The sequence below is a fragment of the Streptococcus sp. KHUD_017 genome (genome assembly GCF_054861245.1).
In genome coordinates, this window is record NZ_CM142175.1 from 555,343 (window position 1) to 574,658 (window position 19,316).

Sequence of the window (19,316 nt, forward strand, 5' to 3'; positions counted from 1 at the left end):
AACAATTTTACAAAAGAAACAAACAAGTAAGCCGAGTCCAAAGGATATCGAGCGAGTTCAAATCGGCATCGAAATGATGCAAGCTCAGTTTCAATTAATGGGATATTAAAAAGGAGAAGTTAAAATGACACTATTAGATGTAAAACACGTTCAAAAGATTTATAAAACTCGCTTTCAAGGCAACCAAGTAGAAGCCCTGAAAGATATTCACTTTACCGTTGAAAAAGGCGACTACGTCGCTATCATGGGTGAGTCTGGATCTGGTAAATCTACTCTACTCAATATTCTTGCTATGCTTGACAAGCCAACGCGTGGGCAGGTCTTCCTAAATGGAACTGACACAGCTACCATTAAAAATTCTGAAGCATCAAGCTTCCGTCGTGAAAAGTTAGGCTTTGTCTTCCAAGACTTCAATTTGTTAGATACGCTTTCTGTTAAAGACAATATCTTACTCCCTTTGGTATTGTCTAGAAAGCCTATTACAGAAATGATGAAAAAATTGGTCGTGACGGCCGAAAATCTTGGCATCAATCAATTGCAAGAGAAGTACCCTTATGAAATCTCTGGAGGACAAAAACAACGGGTAGCAGTAGCACGGGCTATCATCACAGAACCAGAAATTCTCCTTGCGGACGAACCAACAGGAGCTCTAGATTCTAAGTCATCTGCAGCCCTCCTTGATATCTTTGATCAGATCAACGAGCAAGGGCAAACCATTCTCATGGTGACCCACTCAACAGCTGCGGCCAGCCGTGCAAAACGTGTTCTTTTCATTAAGGATGGTATTCTCTATAATCAAATCTATCGTGGTGAAAAGACGGATCGTCAGATGTTCCAAGAAATCTCTGACACCTTGACTGTTATGGCAAGTGAGGTGAACTAGTATGTTTCGATTAACCAATAAGTTGGCCATATCCAACTTAATTAAAAACCGCAAACTCTATTATCCGTTTGCTTTGTCTGTCATTTTGGCAGTCACAATTAGCTATCTCTTTTACTCTCTAGCCTTTAATCCTAAAATTGTGGATTTACGTGGTGCATCTGCTATACAATTTACCCTACAACTAGGGCTTGTCGTTGTGACACTTGCATCTGCCATTATCGTTCTTTATGCCAACAGTTTTGTCATGAAAAATCGCTCAAAAGAACTGGGTGTATATGGCATGTTGGGCTTAGAAAAACGCCATTTGATTGGCATGACCTTTAAGGAGCTCTTGATATTTGGGCTAGTAACAGTCACTGCCGGGATTGGAATTGGTGCCCTCTTTGATAATCTCATCTTTGCATTATTGCTTAAACTTGCAAAGATGAAGGTAGAGTTAGTTGCAACTTTCCAATGGTCCGTAGTGCTTTCAATCCTTCTGGTATTTGGTCTTATCTTTTTAGTCATCGTTTTCCTGAACGCTGTACGCATTATCCGTATGGATGCTCTCCAGCTTTCTAGAGAAAAAGCAAAGGGTGAGAAGAAGGGGCGTTTCCTAATTCTTCAGACACTTGTAGGGCTAATGGCACTAGGTGGTGGCTACTACTTAGCACTAAGCGTAACAGATGCATTCAAAGCTGTCGCTACTTTCTTTATTGCGGTTATGTTAGTTATTGTAGGGACCTATCTCTTATTCAATGCTGGTATTACAGTTTTCTTGCAGTTGTTAAAGAAAAACAAGAGATATTACTACCAACCAAATAACCTCATATCTGTTTCTAACCTTATCTTTCGTATGAAGAAAAATGCGGTCGGATTAGCAACCATTGCCATCCTTTCAACCATGGTTTTAATCACTATGTCTGCAGCTACTAGTATCTACAACGGATCTGAGAATATGAAAAAACTCATGTATCCTCACGATTTTGATGTTAAGGGACAACATGTAGAAGTTGAGGATTTAGACAAGCTTTTGACTCAATACGCTAGCGAAAAGAACCTAACCATCAGCAATAAGGACGTCCTCAATTATGCAAGTTTCGGTCTTTCTAGTCAAGAGGGGACCAAATTAACCATCTTTGAAAAAGGGCAAAACAATGTCATGCCTAAGACGGTCTTCTTAGTTTTCGACCAAAAAGATTACGAAAAGTTGACTGGTCAGAAATTGAACCTCACTGGAGATGAAGTAGGGCTATGGGCTCGAAACGACCAACTTAAAGATCAGAAAGCATTTAGTCTGAACAATCAGAACTATACGATTAAGGAAGCAATCCAGCAGGATTTTATTGCCAATCATGTTTCCAATCCCTATGTACTATTGGTATCGGATTATAACTATCTTGTCGTTTCAAATCTTCAAAGTTTTTTGGAGCAGTACCAGGATTCAGCTGTATATACACAGCTCTACGGTGGTATGGATGTAACAGCTAGTCTAGAGGAACAGTTAAAGCTATCTGATGATTTTGAGGAGTTTGTAAATAATTTTAGTCATAATCTCAAAAATGAAGACGGTATGGTTTATGGTGGAGGCACTGCAAGTGACGCAATTGCCCAAATGAATGCTCTCTTTGGAGGAGTTCTCTTTATTGGTATTTTCCTCTCTATCATCTTTATGATTGGAACTGTACTCGTTATCTACTATAAACAAATCTCAGAAGGTTATGAGGATCGTGAACGCTTTGTCATCCTGCAAAAAGTGGGCTTGGATCAAAAACAAATCAAACAAACCATTAACAAGCAAGTCTTGACTGTTTTCTTCCTCCCTGTAATCTTTGCTTTCCTACACTTGGCTTTTGCCTATCATATGTTAAGTTTGATTCTTAAGGTCATTGGGGTAGTAGATACAGCTATGATGTTAAGTGTAACACTTTCTATTTGTGGTATCTTTGCCCTCATCTACGTACTTATCTTTATGATTACTTCAAGAAGTTATCGTAGAATTGTTCAAATGTAAAAACAGAAACATCAAAAAAGAGAGTGGGACAGAAATCGGTAATTCGTTAGAATTCGATTTCGTCGTCCCACCTCCGCACAGTTGAGTAGGGCTGTAAAAGCTGATGAAATCAGCGTAGTAGAGCCCACTCAACCACTGCGTCTTTCTCGACAAACCAAAGACAATTGAGAGGCTAGGACTTTTGTCCCGGCCTCTTTTTTAGTAGCTAGGATTTTGTACCAGGTTTTATCTCTTATTTCTCAACACGTGATTTGTTGGCGATATCAGCTAGGATTGCTGCTACAAACTCATCATCTTTTAAACATTAAAACGGTATCTACTTTCAGAGGAGATATCGTTTTTCTTCTTCGGATAAGGATACAAAAATTTCTTCCTTTCTCTATCTTTTAAATTAATTGATTTCTTCAGAGAAAGACTGTAAAATTTTTGATATAATGTTAAGGATGGACTGATGGATATTTAATACTCTTCGAAAATCAAATTCAAACCACGTCAGCGTCGCCTTACCGTACTCAAGTACAGCCTGCGGCTAGCTTCCTAGTTTGCTCTTTGATTTTCATTGAGTATAAAAGATAATGTTCAAAAGAATTACAGGTAAGAATTAAAAACATGTCAGTTTGGACAGAAGTCTCTACCATCACCCATGCAGAAACAAGATTATATGAAATAAAAGGAGTAACCAATGTCCGGAAACTATTCAACACGTGAATTCCGCGAGAAACTATATGATGACCTTCATGTTCGATTGAGAGATACAGCGATTTTGATGTGTGCAATTTTTATTGCCTCTATCGGTCTAAATATGAATTCAACAGCTGTTATTATTGGAGCCATGTTAATTTCACCTCTCATGACACCGATTGTTGGACTGGGATTCGGTTTAGCTATTTTTGATACGCGTTTAATCAAGCAATCTCTAGAGGTTTTATTGACTCAAGTGTTGGTCAGTTTGCTTGTCTCGACTCTGTATTTCTGGATTTCTCCCTTGTCTTATGCAAGTAGCGAGTTGATCGCACGAACCTCTCCAACCATTTGGGATGTTCTCATTGCTATTGCTGGTGGGATTGCTGGTGTGATCGGTTCAAGGAAAAAAGAAGCAAACAATATCGTGCCAGGAGTAGCCATTGCTACAGCTTTGATGCCGCCTATCTGTACTGCTGGCTATGGTTTAGCTAATGGGAATGTACGATTTTTATTGGGGGCTCTCTATCTTTTCTTGATCAACTGTGTCTTTATCATGCTAGCCAACATTGTTGGAACAAGAATTTTGATGAGAAAATCTCCTTTAACTTCATTTAAAGAGCTGAGCATTAAAATGAGAATTGGCTTGATTTCTTTGATTGTATTGTTGATTCTTCCAGCTAGCTATTCGGCAGTTACTCTGACAATAGAACAAGCGCGCAAAGAAGGGATCAAACAGTTTGTAGGAAAAGAGTTCGCCAATTATACGGTTATTAATCAAGTCTACAAGTCAAGTAACAATGAATTGGTCTTGACGGTTGTTGGAGATCCGATTTCAGAAGAAGAATTAGAAACCATTCGCCAAAAACAAGCCTCTTACGGTATTCAATCTGTTCAATTGAAAGTCAAGCAATTCAACAATTCGACAAAATTAGATAGTGAGACGATCAAGGAATTTTACGAAAATATTGACAAGTATATCGATCAAAAACTCTCTGAAAAAGATTCACAAGATGACATCGTAAAAGAAATTGAGGCAGACAAGGACTGAGGATAGTCAACTTATCTAACTCATGGAAGCAAATCTTGGGAGGATATCCTATATCCAAAAGTTAATGGATAGAAAGAATTGTTGATGAGGATACTATTTGTGGTAGGTTGACCAATTACGATAGCATGTTGAAATATCAAAAAATTGGTGAAATGGATAGCAAATATCCTTTTTTATCTTGTTCTAAATCCGATTTTTGGATGGAATAACAGATGATAAAGCAAATCATTTCGAAAATACAACAAAAAGACAAACGCCAAAAATGACGTTTGTCTACGTTCTGACCACTCTATTCAGAGTGGTTTTTGTATTTTAATTTTCTAAAAATAACTATCAAGATAGCTGAAGCCACAGCTACAAAAAAGAATACCGACAGTACATTCGGATAAACCGGATATAAATCAGGTGCAAAGAAATAAACAACAATTGACAAAAATAAACCTAAAATTGAACCTAAGAAAATCCCATAAGTTAATTTTGACATATTCTATTCCACCTCTTAAACAACGCTACAAAACCTACACTACTTACGACGTAATTGCTTCATCAACTTGCTAACGTGGTAAAATCTCATCATTTATTATTTATCTATACACCAATTATACTCCTAGAAATCATCTGTGAATAGTCCTTCTTAGCAATTTACCGCTTGTCCGATTCTTTATTTTTCTTAGCATCCTCTACTAGGTACATGATCGGGAGAAGGATAAAGATAAATTGGCTTGTGAGTACAGGGATTAATGCTTGGCCTGTAAAAAAGTTTAAAACCAGGTGCATGACAAGGGCTAATGCATTGACGACGAGCGCTACAATCATTAGGTCTTTTGTAAGTTGGTTTGTGTCTTGTTTTTTGATGTTGATTTTCATGTGAATCGCTCCTTAACTGTATTCCTTGTCTTTATTAAACCACTTTAAGGAGTCGTGCAATAGACACTTTGGTCATTGATTTGGATTACTAAAGTCATGGCTTGGTTGATTTCGAAGGAACTGCGGATTCTATAATAGCAGTAACGTGTTACGCATTAAATGTGAATTAGTAGGAGTAGCCCGCTTTCGGGTGTACTCCTACTTTGAAGCTTTAAAGGTGCAAGACGAAGGCTTGCACCGGTGCAACGTTACAGCTATTATGTAGAAATCCGCAAAGTTCCTTCGAAATCAACCTTATCAAAAAAACAGCAAACCAAATTGATTTGCTGTTTGTAAATGGCAATGAATTTATGCTTTGGATGGTTTAGATAAGAAGAATAAGTAAACTCCAAAGGCTAATTTAATAAAGGCATCAATATAAGCGATGGTCACGAGGGATGTTTGCGGAGAAAGGTATCCGAATGCTGCGTTAATCACACATGCCAACCCTAGGAAGATCATTGATTTCCCATGAACGAAGTAGTACGGGAAGAAATGAATTCCTGTCGCAAGGAGTGCGCCTAGCCAGATAAGTCTCCAGTTCTCTGATTCAAAAAACGGACCTCCTAAAAGTACTAGCAAAATAAATAAGAGAATCACCGAGTATAACGACACTTTTCGTTGGAAAGGCGTTGAAGGGCCTTCTGAAAACTTATGAAGGACTTTTTTATTCAGATTAATGGAAAAGAAGCTCACCATATACCCGATACTGAAAACCTGCATATTAATGATTTGTTCGCCACCTACAACTGTCGCAAGTGCAATTACGAATGCGACTGCGATGAGCCATAAGCCACACGCCTTTTTGTAGTTAAATTCTAATGTTTCTCCTTTGTTATAACCTAAAAATGACATACGTATTCCTCCAGTTAACTTTGAAACTTTTAACGACATCCTCTATTTTACTCCTGTAAAAAGCGGATGTCGATCCGTCGCACTTTTGTCATGGATTGCCATTACTAAAGTCATGCTCTTTTGATAAAAACTTGCTCGCCAATTGATACACTTGCTGAATTGCTTTAGAATCGAGAGTCCATGTTTCTAATTCAGCCTTTATGAACGCAGGGTACTTCTTGCTAATATCTCGAAGGGCATTGCCAACAGATTTTCGGACATACTCGCTTTCGTCTTCTTTGAGGGCGGCAATTCTTTGGATGGCTTCATGGGGATGTTCTTTAAAATACGGCCGGCTCGTCCAGATTCGTAAGCCTTCTGTGACCGCTCGTCTTGTATTGGAACGCGGATGGGTTAGCCACTCGTCGATGACGGGAAGTGCTTTTTCATAGCTGACTTTTTTACAGTACTCGTCGAACGCATTCGCTAACACTTCTTTCACTCTCCAGTTATCGTCCTTGGAAACCTCTTCTCTCAAAAAGGTGAGAACTTCCTCTTTCTGTGATAAATAGCCAAAAAGGAAGACTCCGTACATTCGAACCTGATACACCCCAGACTGTGATCGGTTTATTTCTCAACACGAGATTTATTGGCGATATCTGCAAGAATCAATTCTACAAATGCATCTACTGGCATAGTTTCTGTTTCTTTTTGACCATAACGACGGACGTTTACAGCATTCTCGTCCATTTCCTTGTCTCCAACGATCAATTGGTAAGGAATCTTCTGAGTTTGAGAAGCACGAATCTTGAACTGCATTTTTTCATTGCGTTCATCCACGTCTGCACGGACACCACGGTCACGTAGTTTTTTCGCTACCTCCCAAGCGTAGTCCACGTGTTTTTCGTTAGATACTGGGATGAGGGTTACTTGGTGTGGTGCAAGCCATGTTGGGAAGGCACCCTTGTAGTTCTCAATCAAGATAGCTGTGAAGCGTTCCATAGTTGAGATAACCCCACGGTGAATCATAACTGGACGGTGTTCTTCACCATCAGCGCCGATGTATTTAAGGTCGAAGCGTTCTGGAAGCAAGAAGTCAAGCTGAATCGTAGAAAGAGTTTCTTCTTTACCGAGAGCTGTCTTGACTTGAATATCCAATTTTGGTCCATAGAAGGCAGCTTCACCTTCAGCTTCAAAGTAGTCAAGTCCCATGTCATCCATAGCTGATTTCAACATACGTTGAGCATTTTCCCACATTTCATCATTATCAAAATATTTGTGAGTATCTTTAGGGTCGCGGTATGACAAACGGAAACGATAGTCAGTCAAGTTGAAATCTTCGTAAACATCGATAATCAATTGAAGCGTACGTTGGAACTCATCTTTGATTTGTTCAGGTGTTACGAAAGTATGACCATCATTAAGTGACATTTCACGCACACGTTGAAGTCCTGTAAGGGCACCAGATTTTTCATAACGGTGCATCATACCGATTTCAGCGATACGGATTGGCAATTCGCGGTAAGAGTGCACATGGTGTTTGTAAACTTCGATGTGGTGAGGACAGTTCATTGGACGAAGAACAAACTCTTCTCCATCCCCCATATCCATTGGTGGAAACATGTCTTCACGGTAGTGATCCCAGTGACCTGAAGTCTTATAAAGTTCTACAGAAGCAATTGGTGGAGTGTAGACGTGTTGGTAGCCTGCTGCGACTTCTTTATCAACGATATAGCGTTCCAACTCACGACGGATCGTCGCACCATTTGGCAACCAGAATGGAAGACCTTGACCAACTTCTTGAGAAATCATGAACAAATCCAGCTCTTTCCCAAGTTTACGGTGGTCACGCTCTTTAGCTTCTTCACGCATTTGAAGGTAGTTCTTCAAATCTTTCTTATCAAACCAAGCGGTACCGTAAATCCGTTGCATCATAGCGTTATCGCTATTTCCACGCCAGTAAGCACCTGCCACATTCAAAAGGTGGAAGATTTGGATACGACCAGTTGATGGGACGTGTGGGCCACGGCAGAGATCCACGTATTCACCTTGACGGTAGATCGTCAAACCACCTTCGTCTTCAGAGTGTTCTTCGATCAATTCTAATTTGTATGGATCATTCTTAAAGATTTCACGCGCTTCATCCTTGGTCACTTCCTCGCGAATAGATGGGAAGTTTTCTTTAACGATTTTTTGCATTTCTTCTTCGATACGAGGAAGATCTTCGTTAGAGATTTGACCAGCTTGGTTGTCTGTATCGTAGTAGAAACCATCTTCGATAGCTGGACCAACACCCAAGTGAATGTCTGGGAAAAGGCGACGAGCGGCTTGGGCAAATAAGTGAGCAGCTGAGTGACGCAAGATATCCAATGCATCTTCGTGATCAGGTGTCACGATTTCGATGCTTCCATCTTCAGTAATGGCACGAGTAGTGTCGATGAGTTTGCCGTTGAATTTACTAGCAAGAGCTTTTTTAGCTAGGGAATTGCTGATAGATTGGGCAATTTCAAAAGTTGTAACGCCAGATTCGAATTCACGAACAGCGCCATCTGGGAAAGTAATTTGAATCATGATTTTCTCCTTATATTAGTTCTCCATTATTTCTATAGCAGAAGTGTTTCCCTATTTTGCAGTCTTAAATCAAGAAAAACAAAAAGCGACATCCTAAAAAGGACGTCGCAACGTGGTTCCACCTTCATTTATGTTCCTCAAAAAAGAGGGACACCTCTGATTGGCTCTAACGTGGCCACCGTTTTATGTTTGCATAAAAGTCAGTAGAGTAGTATCAATATAGTCTTCCTATGCGTTCTCAGCAACCACGCACTCTCTGGTAGAAAGGGGCTAAGTGACTTGTCTCTATGCATTATTATAGCATGATTGTGAGATTTTTCAAGGATTTTGTGAAAGTTTTTTGTTTTTCAGTTTTTGCATTAGATACCTGATAGCGGCACCAATAACTGTACCTAGTAGAATAAGAATTTCATAGGCTAGGAAATAAACAATGATAAATTCTCTGAAAGGAATGATAGTAAAGCCATAAAGTAAGCAACTACCTAAAAGCCAATGCAGTGAAAAACCAAAACGGTAGCTATAAAGAAGTGAAACTATAAAAACTACAATGGGCGAAATGATGAATATATTTAGAAGATAGAGGCCTGTTAAATCAGGATTCGATGATAGTAGTATAAATAATCCATAAAGTGGACAATAAAAGAAAAATACGACCAGATAGTAGGGGAGATATTTGAAGAATTTACGCATAATCAATCACCTCGTTATAAAACTATCAACTTAGATGTCCTTCCTATAACTATTATAGCATATTTAAGACCTGGATAGTAAATCAGTTGACAAAGATGATTGTTCTTGATAGAATAGGAAATGTCGTAAAGACAAATAACTTCTTCTTGGTTACAGGCATGCCAACCTGTCACTCGGATGAAGCCAAATAAAAAGGAGAAACATCATGGCAATCTCAAAAGAGAAAAAAAATGAAATCATTGCACAATATGCACGTCACGAAGGTGATACAGGTTCAGTAGAGGTTCAAGTTGCTGTCCTTACTTGGGAAATCAACCACCTTAACGAACACATCAAACAACATAAAAAAGACCACGCTACTTACCGTGGATTGATGAAGAAAATCGGTCGCCGTCGTAACTTGCTTGCATACTTGCGTAAAAACGACGTTAACCGTTACCGTGAGTTGATCAACTCTCTAGGACTTCGTCGTTAATCTGCTTTATTTTTCTCTTACATTGCGTTGTCACCTTACCTCGATATACTCAAGTATAATCTTCGGTTACGGTTCCTAGCACTGTAAGGTAAAATAAACCAGAATGATCTCCCTTCGGGGAGATTTTTTGTTTCACTAACATTTTTGTACAATCTTCGGCTTGGCGCCTAGTCTATAAACGTTTTATCCAGCAAGAATCAAGCTCTCTGACTTCAGGGAGCTTTTTATTTTTTGCCAAGTGCTTAGGCCGTGTTCAATTGAGCATATCTTGAGAATTAGGCTACTCTAGTTGAGTAGCTTTTTTGTTTTTGTCACCTTACCTGGGTATACGCAAGTACAATCTTCGGCTTGCCGCCTAGTCTATAACCGTTTTATCCAGCAAGAATCATGATGCTAAGGACGGTAAAAATCCATATGAAAATAGGGAAAGGACACAGTGTTCGATGAACACAAGGAGTTTCATCTTTTTCACTAGGATTTTAGCCCGAGCTCAAATTGGCTCTCTGACTTCAGAGGGCTTTTTTGTGTGCATTTTTCTAGTCTTGTTCCTGATTTAGAAATGTGGTATACTAATTTATGAAAATTGTCTAAATTTTTAATTTTTAATAAGGGAGGGTTTCATGCTTTCCAAATTTTCTGGAAGCCATCAAAACCTGCGATATGTTTTTCTCCTAGCTATGTTGCTCGGAGCTTTGGGTATTTCTTTGTTTCTGGCAGTTTCTATGGGTTCTGTTCAAATCAGCTTGAGTGATACCTATCGAATCATTTTGAGCAAGTTAGGTGCTCCTTTTGATATAGGAGAAATCTCAAAGTCTACGCTTGCTATTGTTTGGAATATGAGATTGCCACGGGTTTTTCTGGGATTGATTGTGGGCGCAGGCCTCTCCATGTGTGGCAGTGTCATGCAGTCAACCGTCAATAATCCAATCGCAGAGCCCTATGTGTTAGGAATTTCCGCAGGGGCAACCTTTGGAGCAACTTTGAGTATTATTCTTGGATTTAAAGTTATGATTGGGCTAGGCTCTTTCCTTGGAGCGATTTTAGCGACCCTTGCAGTTCTTTTCATTGCATCGATGCAGGGTAGGATGACAACTTCCAGCTTAATCTTATCGGGGACAGTTGTGAATGCACTCTTTTTGGCTTTTTCCAACTTTATTATCTCTATTGGGGCTAATGCTGATAGCGTTATGACCATCAAGTTTTGGACCATGGGTTCTTTAGCGGGAACCTCATGGGGACACTTAACCTTGCCAACTATCGTCGTGGGAACAGCCTTTTTATTTTTCTCTACTCAATACCGGGTTTTTAATGCCATGATGATGGGAGATGAGGCGGCTTTGACTTTGGGAATTCCCTTGCGTTTTTATTGGTATCTCTATGTGACGATTGTAGCTGTGATGACAGCTATCTTGGTATCGACCTGTGGAATCATCGGTTTTGTCGGTTTGATTACACCGCATTTGGCTCGAAGTTTGGTAGGTACAAATTATAGAAGGCTTTTCCCAATTGCAACCTTACTGGGTGCCCTTTTTGTCGTCTGGGCAGATGTCTTTGCTCGCATTCTGATTCAAAATGCCGAGCTACCGATTGGAATTTTCACGGCCCTAGTAGGGGCACCTTTCTTTATCTACATGGTTGGAAATAGACGAAGGGAGGTGAAGGTCTGATATGGACTTAATGTGTCAGGATATTCACTTTGGAATCGGAGAAAAAAAGATTCTCAAAGGAGTCTCACTCAAACTGGAGGGCAACCAATTTCATACTATTTTAGGACCCAATGGCAGTGGGAAGACTAGCTTGTTGAAACTTCTCTATCGACAGGAAAAGTCTGATCAGGGCTTGATTTCTCTAGATGGGAAACCACTGGAACAAATGAGCCTGAAGGAAACGGCAAAACAGATGGCCGTCATCACGCAGTTTAATCAACTCCAGTTTGATTGTACGGTTGAAGAAATTGTTATGCTGGGTAGAACGCCTCATCTCTCTTTCTTACAAAAGGAAAAAGAAAAAGACTTTGCTTTGGTTGAGGATGCTCTGGTCAAAGTAGACATGTTCGAAAAGAGAAACCGACTCTACTCATCTCTGTCGGGAGGAGAGAAGCAGCGGGTTCTGTTAGCACGCGCCTTGGCCCAAGAGCCGACCCTCTTGCTCTTAGATGAACCGACCAATCATTTGGATATCAAGTACCAGCTAGACTTGTTAACCATTGTCAAACACCTCCATATCAATGTGTTAGCCGTCTTGCATGATATTCAGCTAGCTTGTCGCTATTCAGACTATCTCTATCTAATGAAAGAAGGGGAGATTGTTTACCAGGGTACTCCAAAAGAGACCATCACACCCGAGTCTTTGCAGGCTGTCTATGGTGTCCAAAGTAAGGTTACTTGGACAGAAGATCAGCAAGCCATGATTCACTATTTATAAAATTTAAAGGAAATTAACATGAAAAAATCACTCAGTATTTTGCTCCTAACAGTAGCTACCTTATCTTTGGCAGCTTGTGGTAACGCATCTAAAGAAACAGCAACTGCACCAGCTACAACAGAAGCTAGTCAAAAAACTACTACAGAAACAAGCTATCCTGTAACCATCAAAACATACGATGCCAAAGGAAACGAAGTCGAGCAAGTCTTTGAAAAGGCTCCTGAAAAGGTCATCACCAACAACCTTTCAACAACTGAAATTCTACTTGAACTTGGTTTGAAAGATAAAATTGCCGGCATGCTCAATCCTGATAATACCGTAACTGGTAAATACAAGGATGCCATTGAAGCTATCCCTCATATTGGGGATAAGAAATCAGTCTCACAAGAAACGGTTCTTTCTTATGAACCAGATGCCTTGATGGGACGCAATATGATGTTCTCTGAAAAGTCAATGGGAACGATTAGCGCTTGGAATGAAAATAAAATCCCAGTTTATACGCAGAAAGCTTCACTATCAACTATCCAACAAGATTTGGGAAATATCGTAGAAGATGTGAAGAATCTTGGTACCATTTTCAATGTCCAAGACAAGGCTAACCAGTACGCAGAACAATTACAAGCTAAAATCGATGCGGTTAAAAAGGCCAACCCAGAAACACAGGGTGAAAAGAAAAAAGCTTTGATTATGGTTGCTTACAATGACGAAACCTTTGGTGCTTACAAGTCAGCCCTTCAAGAAAGCTTGCTTAACCAACTTGGTTATACCAATGTTGCAACAGGAACATCTGGTTTGACCTTGGAAAATCTAGTATCAATGGATCCAGAGTTGATTATCTATGTAACCAGCGACCGCAATCAAAAGTTGGATGAAAAAGCAGTGGATTTGATGAAGGCAAATGCTGTTTTGGAAAATGTACCAGCAATCAAGAATCAAAAAATCATGACCATCTCTTACGATGAGTTGATGGACTACGGTCCTGCAGTGATTGATTCACTTGAAAAAATTAATGACTTTATCAAGAAATAAGGAGTTTAACTGGGAAGGAATTCAGGTTAGGGTCAGCCTTCCTTCAAACTATGACTCTAAACAAGCCTACCCAATTGTACTTCTAAACGATGGGGAACTGGACTATTTGTCAGACCTATCTCAATCTGTGATTTTGGTGGGTTTGATTCCAGAAAGCCGTCTGAATGACTTTACACCTTGGAAAGCTAGTGCTTTAAAAGAAGGGGCTCCGGATTTTGGTGGGAAGGTAGAAGCCTATCATGAGAAACTCTTTCAAGGAATTCTAACAACTCTAAAAAAAGACTACTTGATTGATGAAAATAGGATTGCATATGGTGGTTATTCACTGGGTGGTCTTGCTGCTATCTATAGTCTCTATAGTAGTTATCTTCCTGTGACCTGTATCTTTTCTGTCTGTGGTTCTTTCTGGTATCCAGACTTTACAGAATTTTGTAGGGAACATGACCTGATACAGAGTCAAAGCCTGATTTATCTGCAAAATGGTCAGACAGAAGGTGCCAATCATTCCAACCGCCTATCTAAGGCTCCTGCTTTTGCAAAGGAGCTACATGAACTGATTTCAGAGAAAGTTCCCTCAACATATTCTACATTTGATGCTTATGGGCATCATGAAGCTCTTGACCAACGCTATCATCAGTTTTGTGAATGGCTGAGAGAAGAGTGGAAGCTCAAATAATTCTATAACACTCCTTGTTCATGGTAACTAGGAGTGTTTCTCTTATATGCTGAGTCACTAGAATTTTCAAGTTCTCGTCCTTGACGGAAAGCCATCCCCTGTAATAGACTAAATTATGGTATAATGAATAGATAGATAGAATCGAGGAAATTATGTCATTTACACAATTTAAATTTAAGAAATATATAGAAAAAGCTTTGGAGGAGTTGAAGTTTACGACTCCTACCGAGGTGCAGGAAAAGTTGATTCCTATTGTCCTAGCAGGTCGTGACTTGGTTGGTGAATCAAAAACAGGTTCAGGGAAGACTCATACTTTCTTGTTACCGATTTTCCAACAACTGGATGAAGAGAGCGATAGTGTGCAAGCAGTTATCACAGCTCCTAGTCGTGAGTTGGCGACTCAGATTTACCAGGCAGCTCGCCAGATTGCGGAACATTCTGAAGTAGAAATTCGTGTTGCCAACTATGTTGGTGGAACAGACAAGGCGCGTCAGATTGAAAAACTTGCCTGCAATCAGCCCCATATCGTTATCGGAACTCCAGGTCGTATCTATGATTTGGTAAAATCTGGTGATCTAGCTATTCACAAGGCTAAGATTTTTGTTGTCGATGAAGCTGACATGACCTTGGATATGGGATTCTTGGAGACAGTTGATAAGATTGCAGGAAGCCTTCCAAAAGACTTGCAGTTTATGGTCTTTTCAGCGACTATCCCACAAAAACTGCAACCATTTTTGAAAAAATACTTGTCTAATCCAGTTATGGAAAAGATTAAGACTAAAACGGTTATCTCAGATACCATTGATAACTGGTTGATTTCGACTAAAGGTCGTGATAAGAATGCCCAAATTTATGAATTGACTCAAGTCATGCAACCATACTTAGCCATGATTTTTGTCAATACAAAAACTCGTGCGGATGAATTGCACAGCTACCTAACAGCTCAAGGCTTAAAGGTGGCTAAGATCCATGGAGATATTGCTCCTCGTGAACGTAAACGTATCATGAATCAGGTGAAAAACCTTGATTTTGAGTATATTGTTGCGACTGACCTGGCTGCGCGTGGGATTGATATTGAGGGTGTCAGCCACGTTATCAATGATGCCATTCCACAAGACTTGTCCTTCTTTGTTCACCGTGTTGGACGAACTGGACGTAATGGTCTACCAGGCACAGCCATCACCCTCTATCAGCCAAGCGATGACTCTGATATTCGTGAGTTAGAGAAATTAGGAATCAAGTTTGTACCTAAGGTGGTTAAAGATGGAGAGTTCCAAGACACTTATGACCGTGATCGTCGTGTCAATCGTGAGAAGAAACAGGAAAAACTGGATATCGAAATGATTGGCTTGGTTAAAAAGAAAAAGAAAAAAGTCAAACCAGGCTATAAGAAGAAAATCCAATGGGCTGTCGATGAAAAACGCCGTAAGACCAAGCGTGCTGAAAGTCGTGCCCGTGGACGTGCAGAACGTAAAGCTAAGCGTCAAACTTTTTAAACATCAGACAGTAGAACCAAGTGGTTTTACTGTTTTTTTAAATCTCAATAAGATAAGAATTATAGGAAATGATGCTTTGAAACTTGAAATAAAAATTATCTTTAAATGTTGATACTATTGTTTTTTTTAGTTACAAAGTCTCTCAAGTAAACGCTTGTAAATTATAGTGATTTATGTTATTCTAAAAAAAAACAGATTTTAAAAAAATATTAAATCTGTTAAAGAAAAGAGGTCATTATGGCAAAAGGAATGTTTAAGCAAGAACGTTTTTCGTTTCGTAAAATGAAAGTTGGATTGGCATCTGTGGCTATCCTCTTTGCTTTTGCACAACTTGGACAAGTTTCGGCTGATGAAACTAGTAAAGTTTCGTCAAGTGAAATTACTAAGGTAACTGAGGCACCAAAAGTAGTTGAAGAAGTCAAATCGCCTATTGAAGTTGCAACTGAAGAAATTGCAGCAGAAAGTGAAAAAGCTGTTGTAAAAGAATCAGAAGCAAAACCAGGCGATTTAATTGATGTTTCTACCAAACTATCACCTATTGATGTCAAAGAAAGTCAAGAAGGCAATCAAAAAGTCTATGTAGAAACAGCGACTGCAGAAGTTTCAAAAACAGAAGTGATTGCATCTAAAGATGAGACAATTCCGGCACCAGCAACGACGACTACTGAAGGTACAGTAACTGGCAAGGATGAAAAAGGAAATACATTTACTCAGTACGAACGTGTTGATAAGACGACAACTGTGGAAATAACTAAAACACCACCAACTGTTAAAAAAGCAGGAGCAGCTGATATTGTTTTTGTTGTTGACCGTTCAGGATCTATGGGTGGAACCATTAATACTGTTCGTAAAAATGTCAATGAGTTTGCAAGAAATCTTGCCAAAGATGGAGTAGCGGCACGTTTTGGATTAGCTACATATAGTGATGAAGTATACGGACGTCGATTAGGAAAAACTGACGAAGATACAATTCTAACGAAATTTGGTGAGACTTATTTTACAACAGATCCAGTTGAACTTGAAAAAGCTTTAGAAAAAATTAAGATTGCACATGGGGGAGATTCTCCTGAAACAGCAACTCCTGCTCTAACACAAATTGTTTCAACCTATGACTGGTCTAAGTCACCAAAAAATAAAAAGTTTGTGGTGTTGTTAACAGATGCTAGGATGAAAGAAGATCCGTCAATTCCATCTATCGCTGAGACATTAACAACTCTGAAAAAAGCTGGTATTGATAGAATCGTAGCGACAACCTTTTATAATCAACGAAACTATAAAGATTTTGTGTCTGAGGGACGTTTAATGGATATTGATCGTAACTTGGCTGACTCTTTAACTAAGGATGCAGCTTCATGGATTGTGGAAACAGTCGGTGAAGGCCGTCAATACAAGGTAACAAAAGACAGCTACCAATTCTACTTGGAACGTCGTACAACTGTGCCAGTTTTGGAACAGAAAGAAACTCCTAAACCAGCACCTACTGCTTACAAACCAGAACCGGCTAAACTTCCTGAAACAGGAAGCAATGATACAAGAAATCAAAGTCTCATGGGACTTGGTCTATTGTTCGCTGGACTTGGATTAGCCCTAGGAAACAGAAAATCAAAAGGACAGTAGTATAAAGTAATAAAAAAACACTTGATGTGGGCTATATGCTTTCCGCTCAAGTGTTTTTTTCTTATAATATGAGAGCTGTTAGAATTAGACTAAAGTAGGTGTGGTTCAAATATTCTGATGGGATTTTTATGTTTCTTTACGATGATTTCCAGAAAAATTTCCTATAAATTTTAGCAATCGTTAAAACGATAACGTAAACGATACCCAAGATGGTTAAAACAAATTTTCCAGGACTCACTTCTGATCGGATAATAAAGATATGAAAGAGAGGAGCGAGGCCAATGCACACGGATATCAGATAAGTAACAAGGTTTAATTCACCAAATCCCGCAAAAAAATCCCTCATTTAAATTCTCCTTCAATATACTTTTAATATGAGTATACTATAAATAAAAGAAAAGAACAAAAGATAAATCAATAAAAATAAAAGACCTGAATTAGAGTTATATAGGCTTTTATCAGGTGTTTTTTGATGAAGATATCTTAAAATGAAATAAACACACTGAGACAAGTATTTCAGTGTGTTTTTGTGGTAAATTTGTCTTTAAAATAGATAAGATAGATTATTTGATAAAGCCATTGTATTAGATGATTGGTTTGCCATCGATGTAACAGATGGAATATTTCATTCAGCTAGAGCGATAGAATTAATGCACCATTTTTGGTGCGTTTTTATTTTTTGTGCTATAATAGAAATAAATAAAAGGAGGAGTTACATGATTGGAGAAAATATAAAAACGTTACGTAAAGCACATAAATTAACGCAGCCTGAGTTTGCAAAGATTGTTGGTATCTCTAGAAATAGTCTGAGTCGTTATGAAAATGGGACAAGTTCAGTTTCGACAGAATTAATCGATCGTATCTGCAAAAAATTTAATGTTTCCTATGTCGATATTGTAGGGGAGGAAAAAATGCTCACACCAGTAGAAGATTATCAGTTAACTCTGAAAATTGAAGTGATTAAAGAACGAGGGGCGAATATCTTAGCGCAACTTTATCGTTTTCAAGATGAACAAGGAATTGCATTTGACGATGTTTCTAATCCTTGGGTTCTAATGAGCGATGATCTTTCTGATTTGATTAACACGAAGATTTATCTTGTTGCAACTTTTGAGGATGTGGAGCGATATAATGGCTATTTGGATGGTATTGAACGTATGCTAGAACAAGCTACTCATCTGGTGGTGGCTTAATGAAACTAGAAGAATTTAGTCAAGATAATTTTGAACAAGCCTCCAAACGGCTTATCCGTTCTTTAACTCGTGGAAAAACAAGCTTATCTCATCCTAAGGCTATCTTGCTAGGTGGACAGAGTGGTGCTGGAAAAACAACGATTCATCGTATTAAACAAAGGGAATTTCAGGGTAATATCATTATCATTGATGGAGATAGTTATCGCTCTTTTCATCCGAACTACCTTGGTCTACAGGAAAAGTATGGCAAAGATAGTGTGGATTATACCAAAGTATTCGCGGGACAAATGGTTGAATATCTCGTAGATGAATTGAGTAAACAAGGTTATCATTTGTTAATCGAGGGCACCTTGAGAACAACACAAGTTCCTAGAAAAACGGCACAATTATTGATAACTAGAGGATATCAAGTCTCACTTGCACTAATTGCGACCAAGCCTGAATTGTCCTATCTCAGTACCTTGATACGTTATGAAGAGCTCTATGCTATAGATCCTAGTCAAGCTAGAGCGACTCCCAAAGAACACCATGATGGAATTGTAGAACATTTAGTTGATAACTTACGAGAGTTAGAAAATGACAATATTTTTAATCAAATTCAAATTTATCAAAGAGACCAATCGTGTGTTTATGATTCGGAAGTAGATCAAATCTCAGCAGCAGAAGTTTTACAAGAATGCCTCTTCGGAAAATGGAGTAAGGTGGAGGAAGAGATGTTGAAGATGAGTCAGGAACGGTTGAGAGAGTTGTGATGGAAGAACGGTAATAGTGGTATTTTCTAAAACTATATTTAGATA

General features: G+C 39.0%; 18 protein-coding genes and 1 pseudogene. 12 read left to right on the forward strand and 7 right to left on the reverse strand.

Annotated elements, in window-relative coordinates; all coding sequences use genetic code 11:
- The first annotated feature begins 124 nt into the window (after positions 1–124).
- From ACVAMZ_RS02740 to ACVAMZ_RS02750, 3 genes are all read left to right on the forward strand, one after another.
- Complete coding sequence (locus ACVAMZ_RS02740; protein ID WP_006152604.1) at positions 125–883, forward strand: ABC transporter ATP-binding protein; 759 nt, start codon at positions 125–127, stop codon at positions 881–883.
- 1 nt (position 884) lies between these two features.
- Positions 885–2,876: an ABC transporter permease gene (locus ACVAMZ_RS02745; RefSeq protein WP_461684964.1), complete on the forward strand. Its 1,992-nt coding sequence runs from the start codon at positions 885–887 to the stop codon at positions 2,874–2,876.
- 682 nt (positions 2,877–3,558) lie between these two features.
- Positions 3,559–4,608, forward strand: coding sequence for a DUF389 domain-containing protein (locus ACVAMZ_RS02750; protein ID WP_461684965.1), 1,050 nt, complete (start codon positions 3,559–3,561; stop codon positions 4,606–4,608).
- A gap of 289 nt (positions 4,609–4,897) precedes the next feature.
- Here the strand turns inward: ACVAMZ_RS02750 and ACVAMZ_RS02755 are convergent, their stop codons facing one another.
- From ACVAMZ_RS02755 to ACVAMZ_RS02780, 6 genes and pseudogenes are all read right to left on the reverse strand, one after another.
- Entirely contained in the window at positions 4,898–5,092 is a 195-nt protein-coding gene (locus ACVAMZ_RS02755; protein ID WP_303407027.1) for a hypothetical protein, read from the reverse strand.
- Positions 5,093–5,250: 158 nt separating this feature from the next.
- Positions 5,251–5,475: a hypothetical protein gene (locus tag ACVAMZ_RS02760; RefSeq protein ID WP_461684966.1), complete on the reverse strand. Its 225-nt coding sequence runs from the start codon at positions 5,473–5,475 to the stop codon at positions 5,251–5,253.
- A gap of 348 nt (positions 5,476–5,823) precedes the next feature.
- The gene (locus tag ACVAMZ_RS02765; RefSeq protein WP_303407029.1) at positions 5,824–6,369 is read right to left on the reverse strand and encodes a DUF6609 family protein; all 546 of its coding nucleotides are present in this window, start codon (positions 6,367–6,369) and stop codon (positions 5,824–5,826) included.
- Between the two features lie 88 nt (positions 6,370–6,457).
- Positions 6,458–6,967, reverse strand: a pseudogene (locus ACVAMZ_RS02770) (DNA alkylation repair protein); the annotation flags it as partial.
- Positions 6,968–6,975: 8 nt separating this feature from the next.
- Positions 6,976–8,919: a threonine--tRNA ligase gene (gene thrS, locus ACVAMZ_RS02775; RefSeq protein WP_461684967.1), complete on the reverse strand. Its 1,944-nt coding sequence runs from the start codon at positions 8,917–8,919 to the stop codon at positions 6,976–6,978.
- A 318-nt stretch (positions 8,920–9,237) separates the two neighbouring features.
- Entirely contained in the window at positions 9,238–9,609 is a 372-nt protein-coding gene (locus ACVAMZ_RS02780; RefSeq protein WP_263393348.1) for a hypothetical protein, read from the reverse strand.
- Between the two features lie 205 nt (positions 9,610–9,814).
- Between ACVAMZ_RS02780 and rpsO the strand changes: the two genes are divergently transcribed.
- From rpsO to ACVAMZ_RS02815, 7 genes are all read left to right on the forward strand, one after another.
- Positions 9,815–10,084 (forward strand): 30S ribosomal protein S15, encoded by a 270-nt coding sequence (gene rpsO / locus ACVAMZ_RS02785; protein WP_001018251.1) that lies wholly within the window; start codon positions 9,815–9,817, stop codon positions 10,082–10,084.
- A gap of 620 nt (positions 10,085–10,704) precedes the next feature.
- Positions 10,705–11,751, forward strand: coding sequence for a FecCD family ABC transporter permease (locus tag ACVAMZ_RS02790; RefSeq protein ID WP_461684968.1), 1,047 nt, complete (start codon positions 10,705–10,707; stop codon positions 11,749–11,751).
- 1 nt (position 11,752) lies between these two features.
- Positions 11,753–12,508 carry an ABC transporter ATP-binding protein gene (locus ACVAMZ_RS02795; protein WP_461684969.1) on the forward strand — a complete coding sequence of 252 codons (756 nt, stop codon included), beginning with the start codon at positions 11,753–11,755 and terminating at the stop codon, positions 12,506–12,508.
- An 18-nt stretch (positions 12,509–12,526) separates the two neighbouring features.
- Entirely contained in the window at positions 12,527–13,537 is a 1,011-nt protein-coding gene (locus tag ACVAMZ_RS02800) for an ABC transporter substrate-binding protein (protein WP_461684970.1), read from the forward strand.
- On the forward strand, positions 13,518–14,213 hold the full coding sequence (locus tag ACVAMZ_RS02805; protein WP_461684971.1) for an alpha/beta hydrolase-fold protein: 696 nt from the start codon (positions 13,518–13,520) through the stop codon (positions 14,211–14,213). The genes ACVAMZ_RS02800 and ACVAMZ_RS02805 overlap by 20 nt, the downstream gene beginning before the upstream one ends.
- Positions 14,214–14,365: 152 nt before the next feature.
- Entirely contained in the window at positions 14,366–15,709 is a 1,344-nt protein-coding gene (locus tag ACVAMZ_RS02810) for a DEAD/DEAH box helicase (RefSeq protein WP_461684972.1), read from the forward strand.
- Positions 15,710–15,946: 237 nt separating this feature from the next.
- Positions 15,947–17,326 (forward strand): VWA domain-containing protein, encoded by a 1,380-nt coding sequence (locus ACVAMZ_RS02815; RefSeq protein ID WP_461684973.1) that lies wholly within the window; start codon positions 15,947–15,949, stop codon positions 17,324–17,326.
- Positions 17,327–17,462: 136 nt separating this feature from the next.
- On the opposite strand, the gene ACVAMZ_RS02820 is transcribed toward ACVAMZ_RS02815, so the two are convergent.
- Positions 17,463–17,672: a hypothetical protein gene (locus ACVAMZ_RS02820; RefSeq protein ID WP_461684974.1), complete on the reverse strand. Its 210-nt coding sequence runs from the start codon at positions 17,670–17,672 to the stop codon at positions 17,463–17,465.
- Between the two features lie 370 nt (positions 17,673–18,042).
- Between ACVAMZ_RS02820 and pezA the strand changes: the two genes are divergently transcribed.
- Both pezA and pezT read left to right on the forward strand, forming a co-directional pair.
- A complete protein-coding gene (pezA, locus tag ACVAMZ_RS02825; RefSeq protein ID WP_461684975.1) occupies positions 18,043–18,519 on the forward strand; it encodes a type II toxin-antitoxin system antitoxin PezA in 477 nt (158 codons plus the stop codon).
- On the forward strand, positions 18,519–19,271 hold the full coding sequence (gene pezT / locus ACVAMZ_RS02830) for a type II toxin-antitoxin system toxin PezT (protein WP_461684976.1): 753 nt from the start codon (positions 18,519–18,521) through the stop codon (positions 19,269–19,271). Before pezA ends, pezT begins: the two co-directional genes overlap by 1 nt.
- Positions 19,272–19,316: the final 45 nt, after the last annotated feature.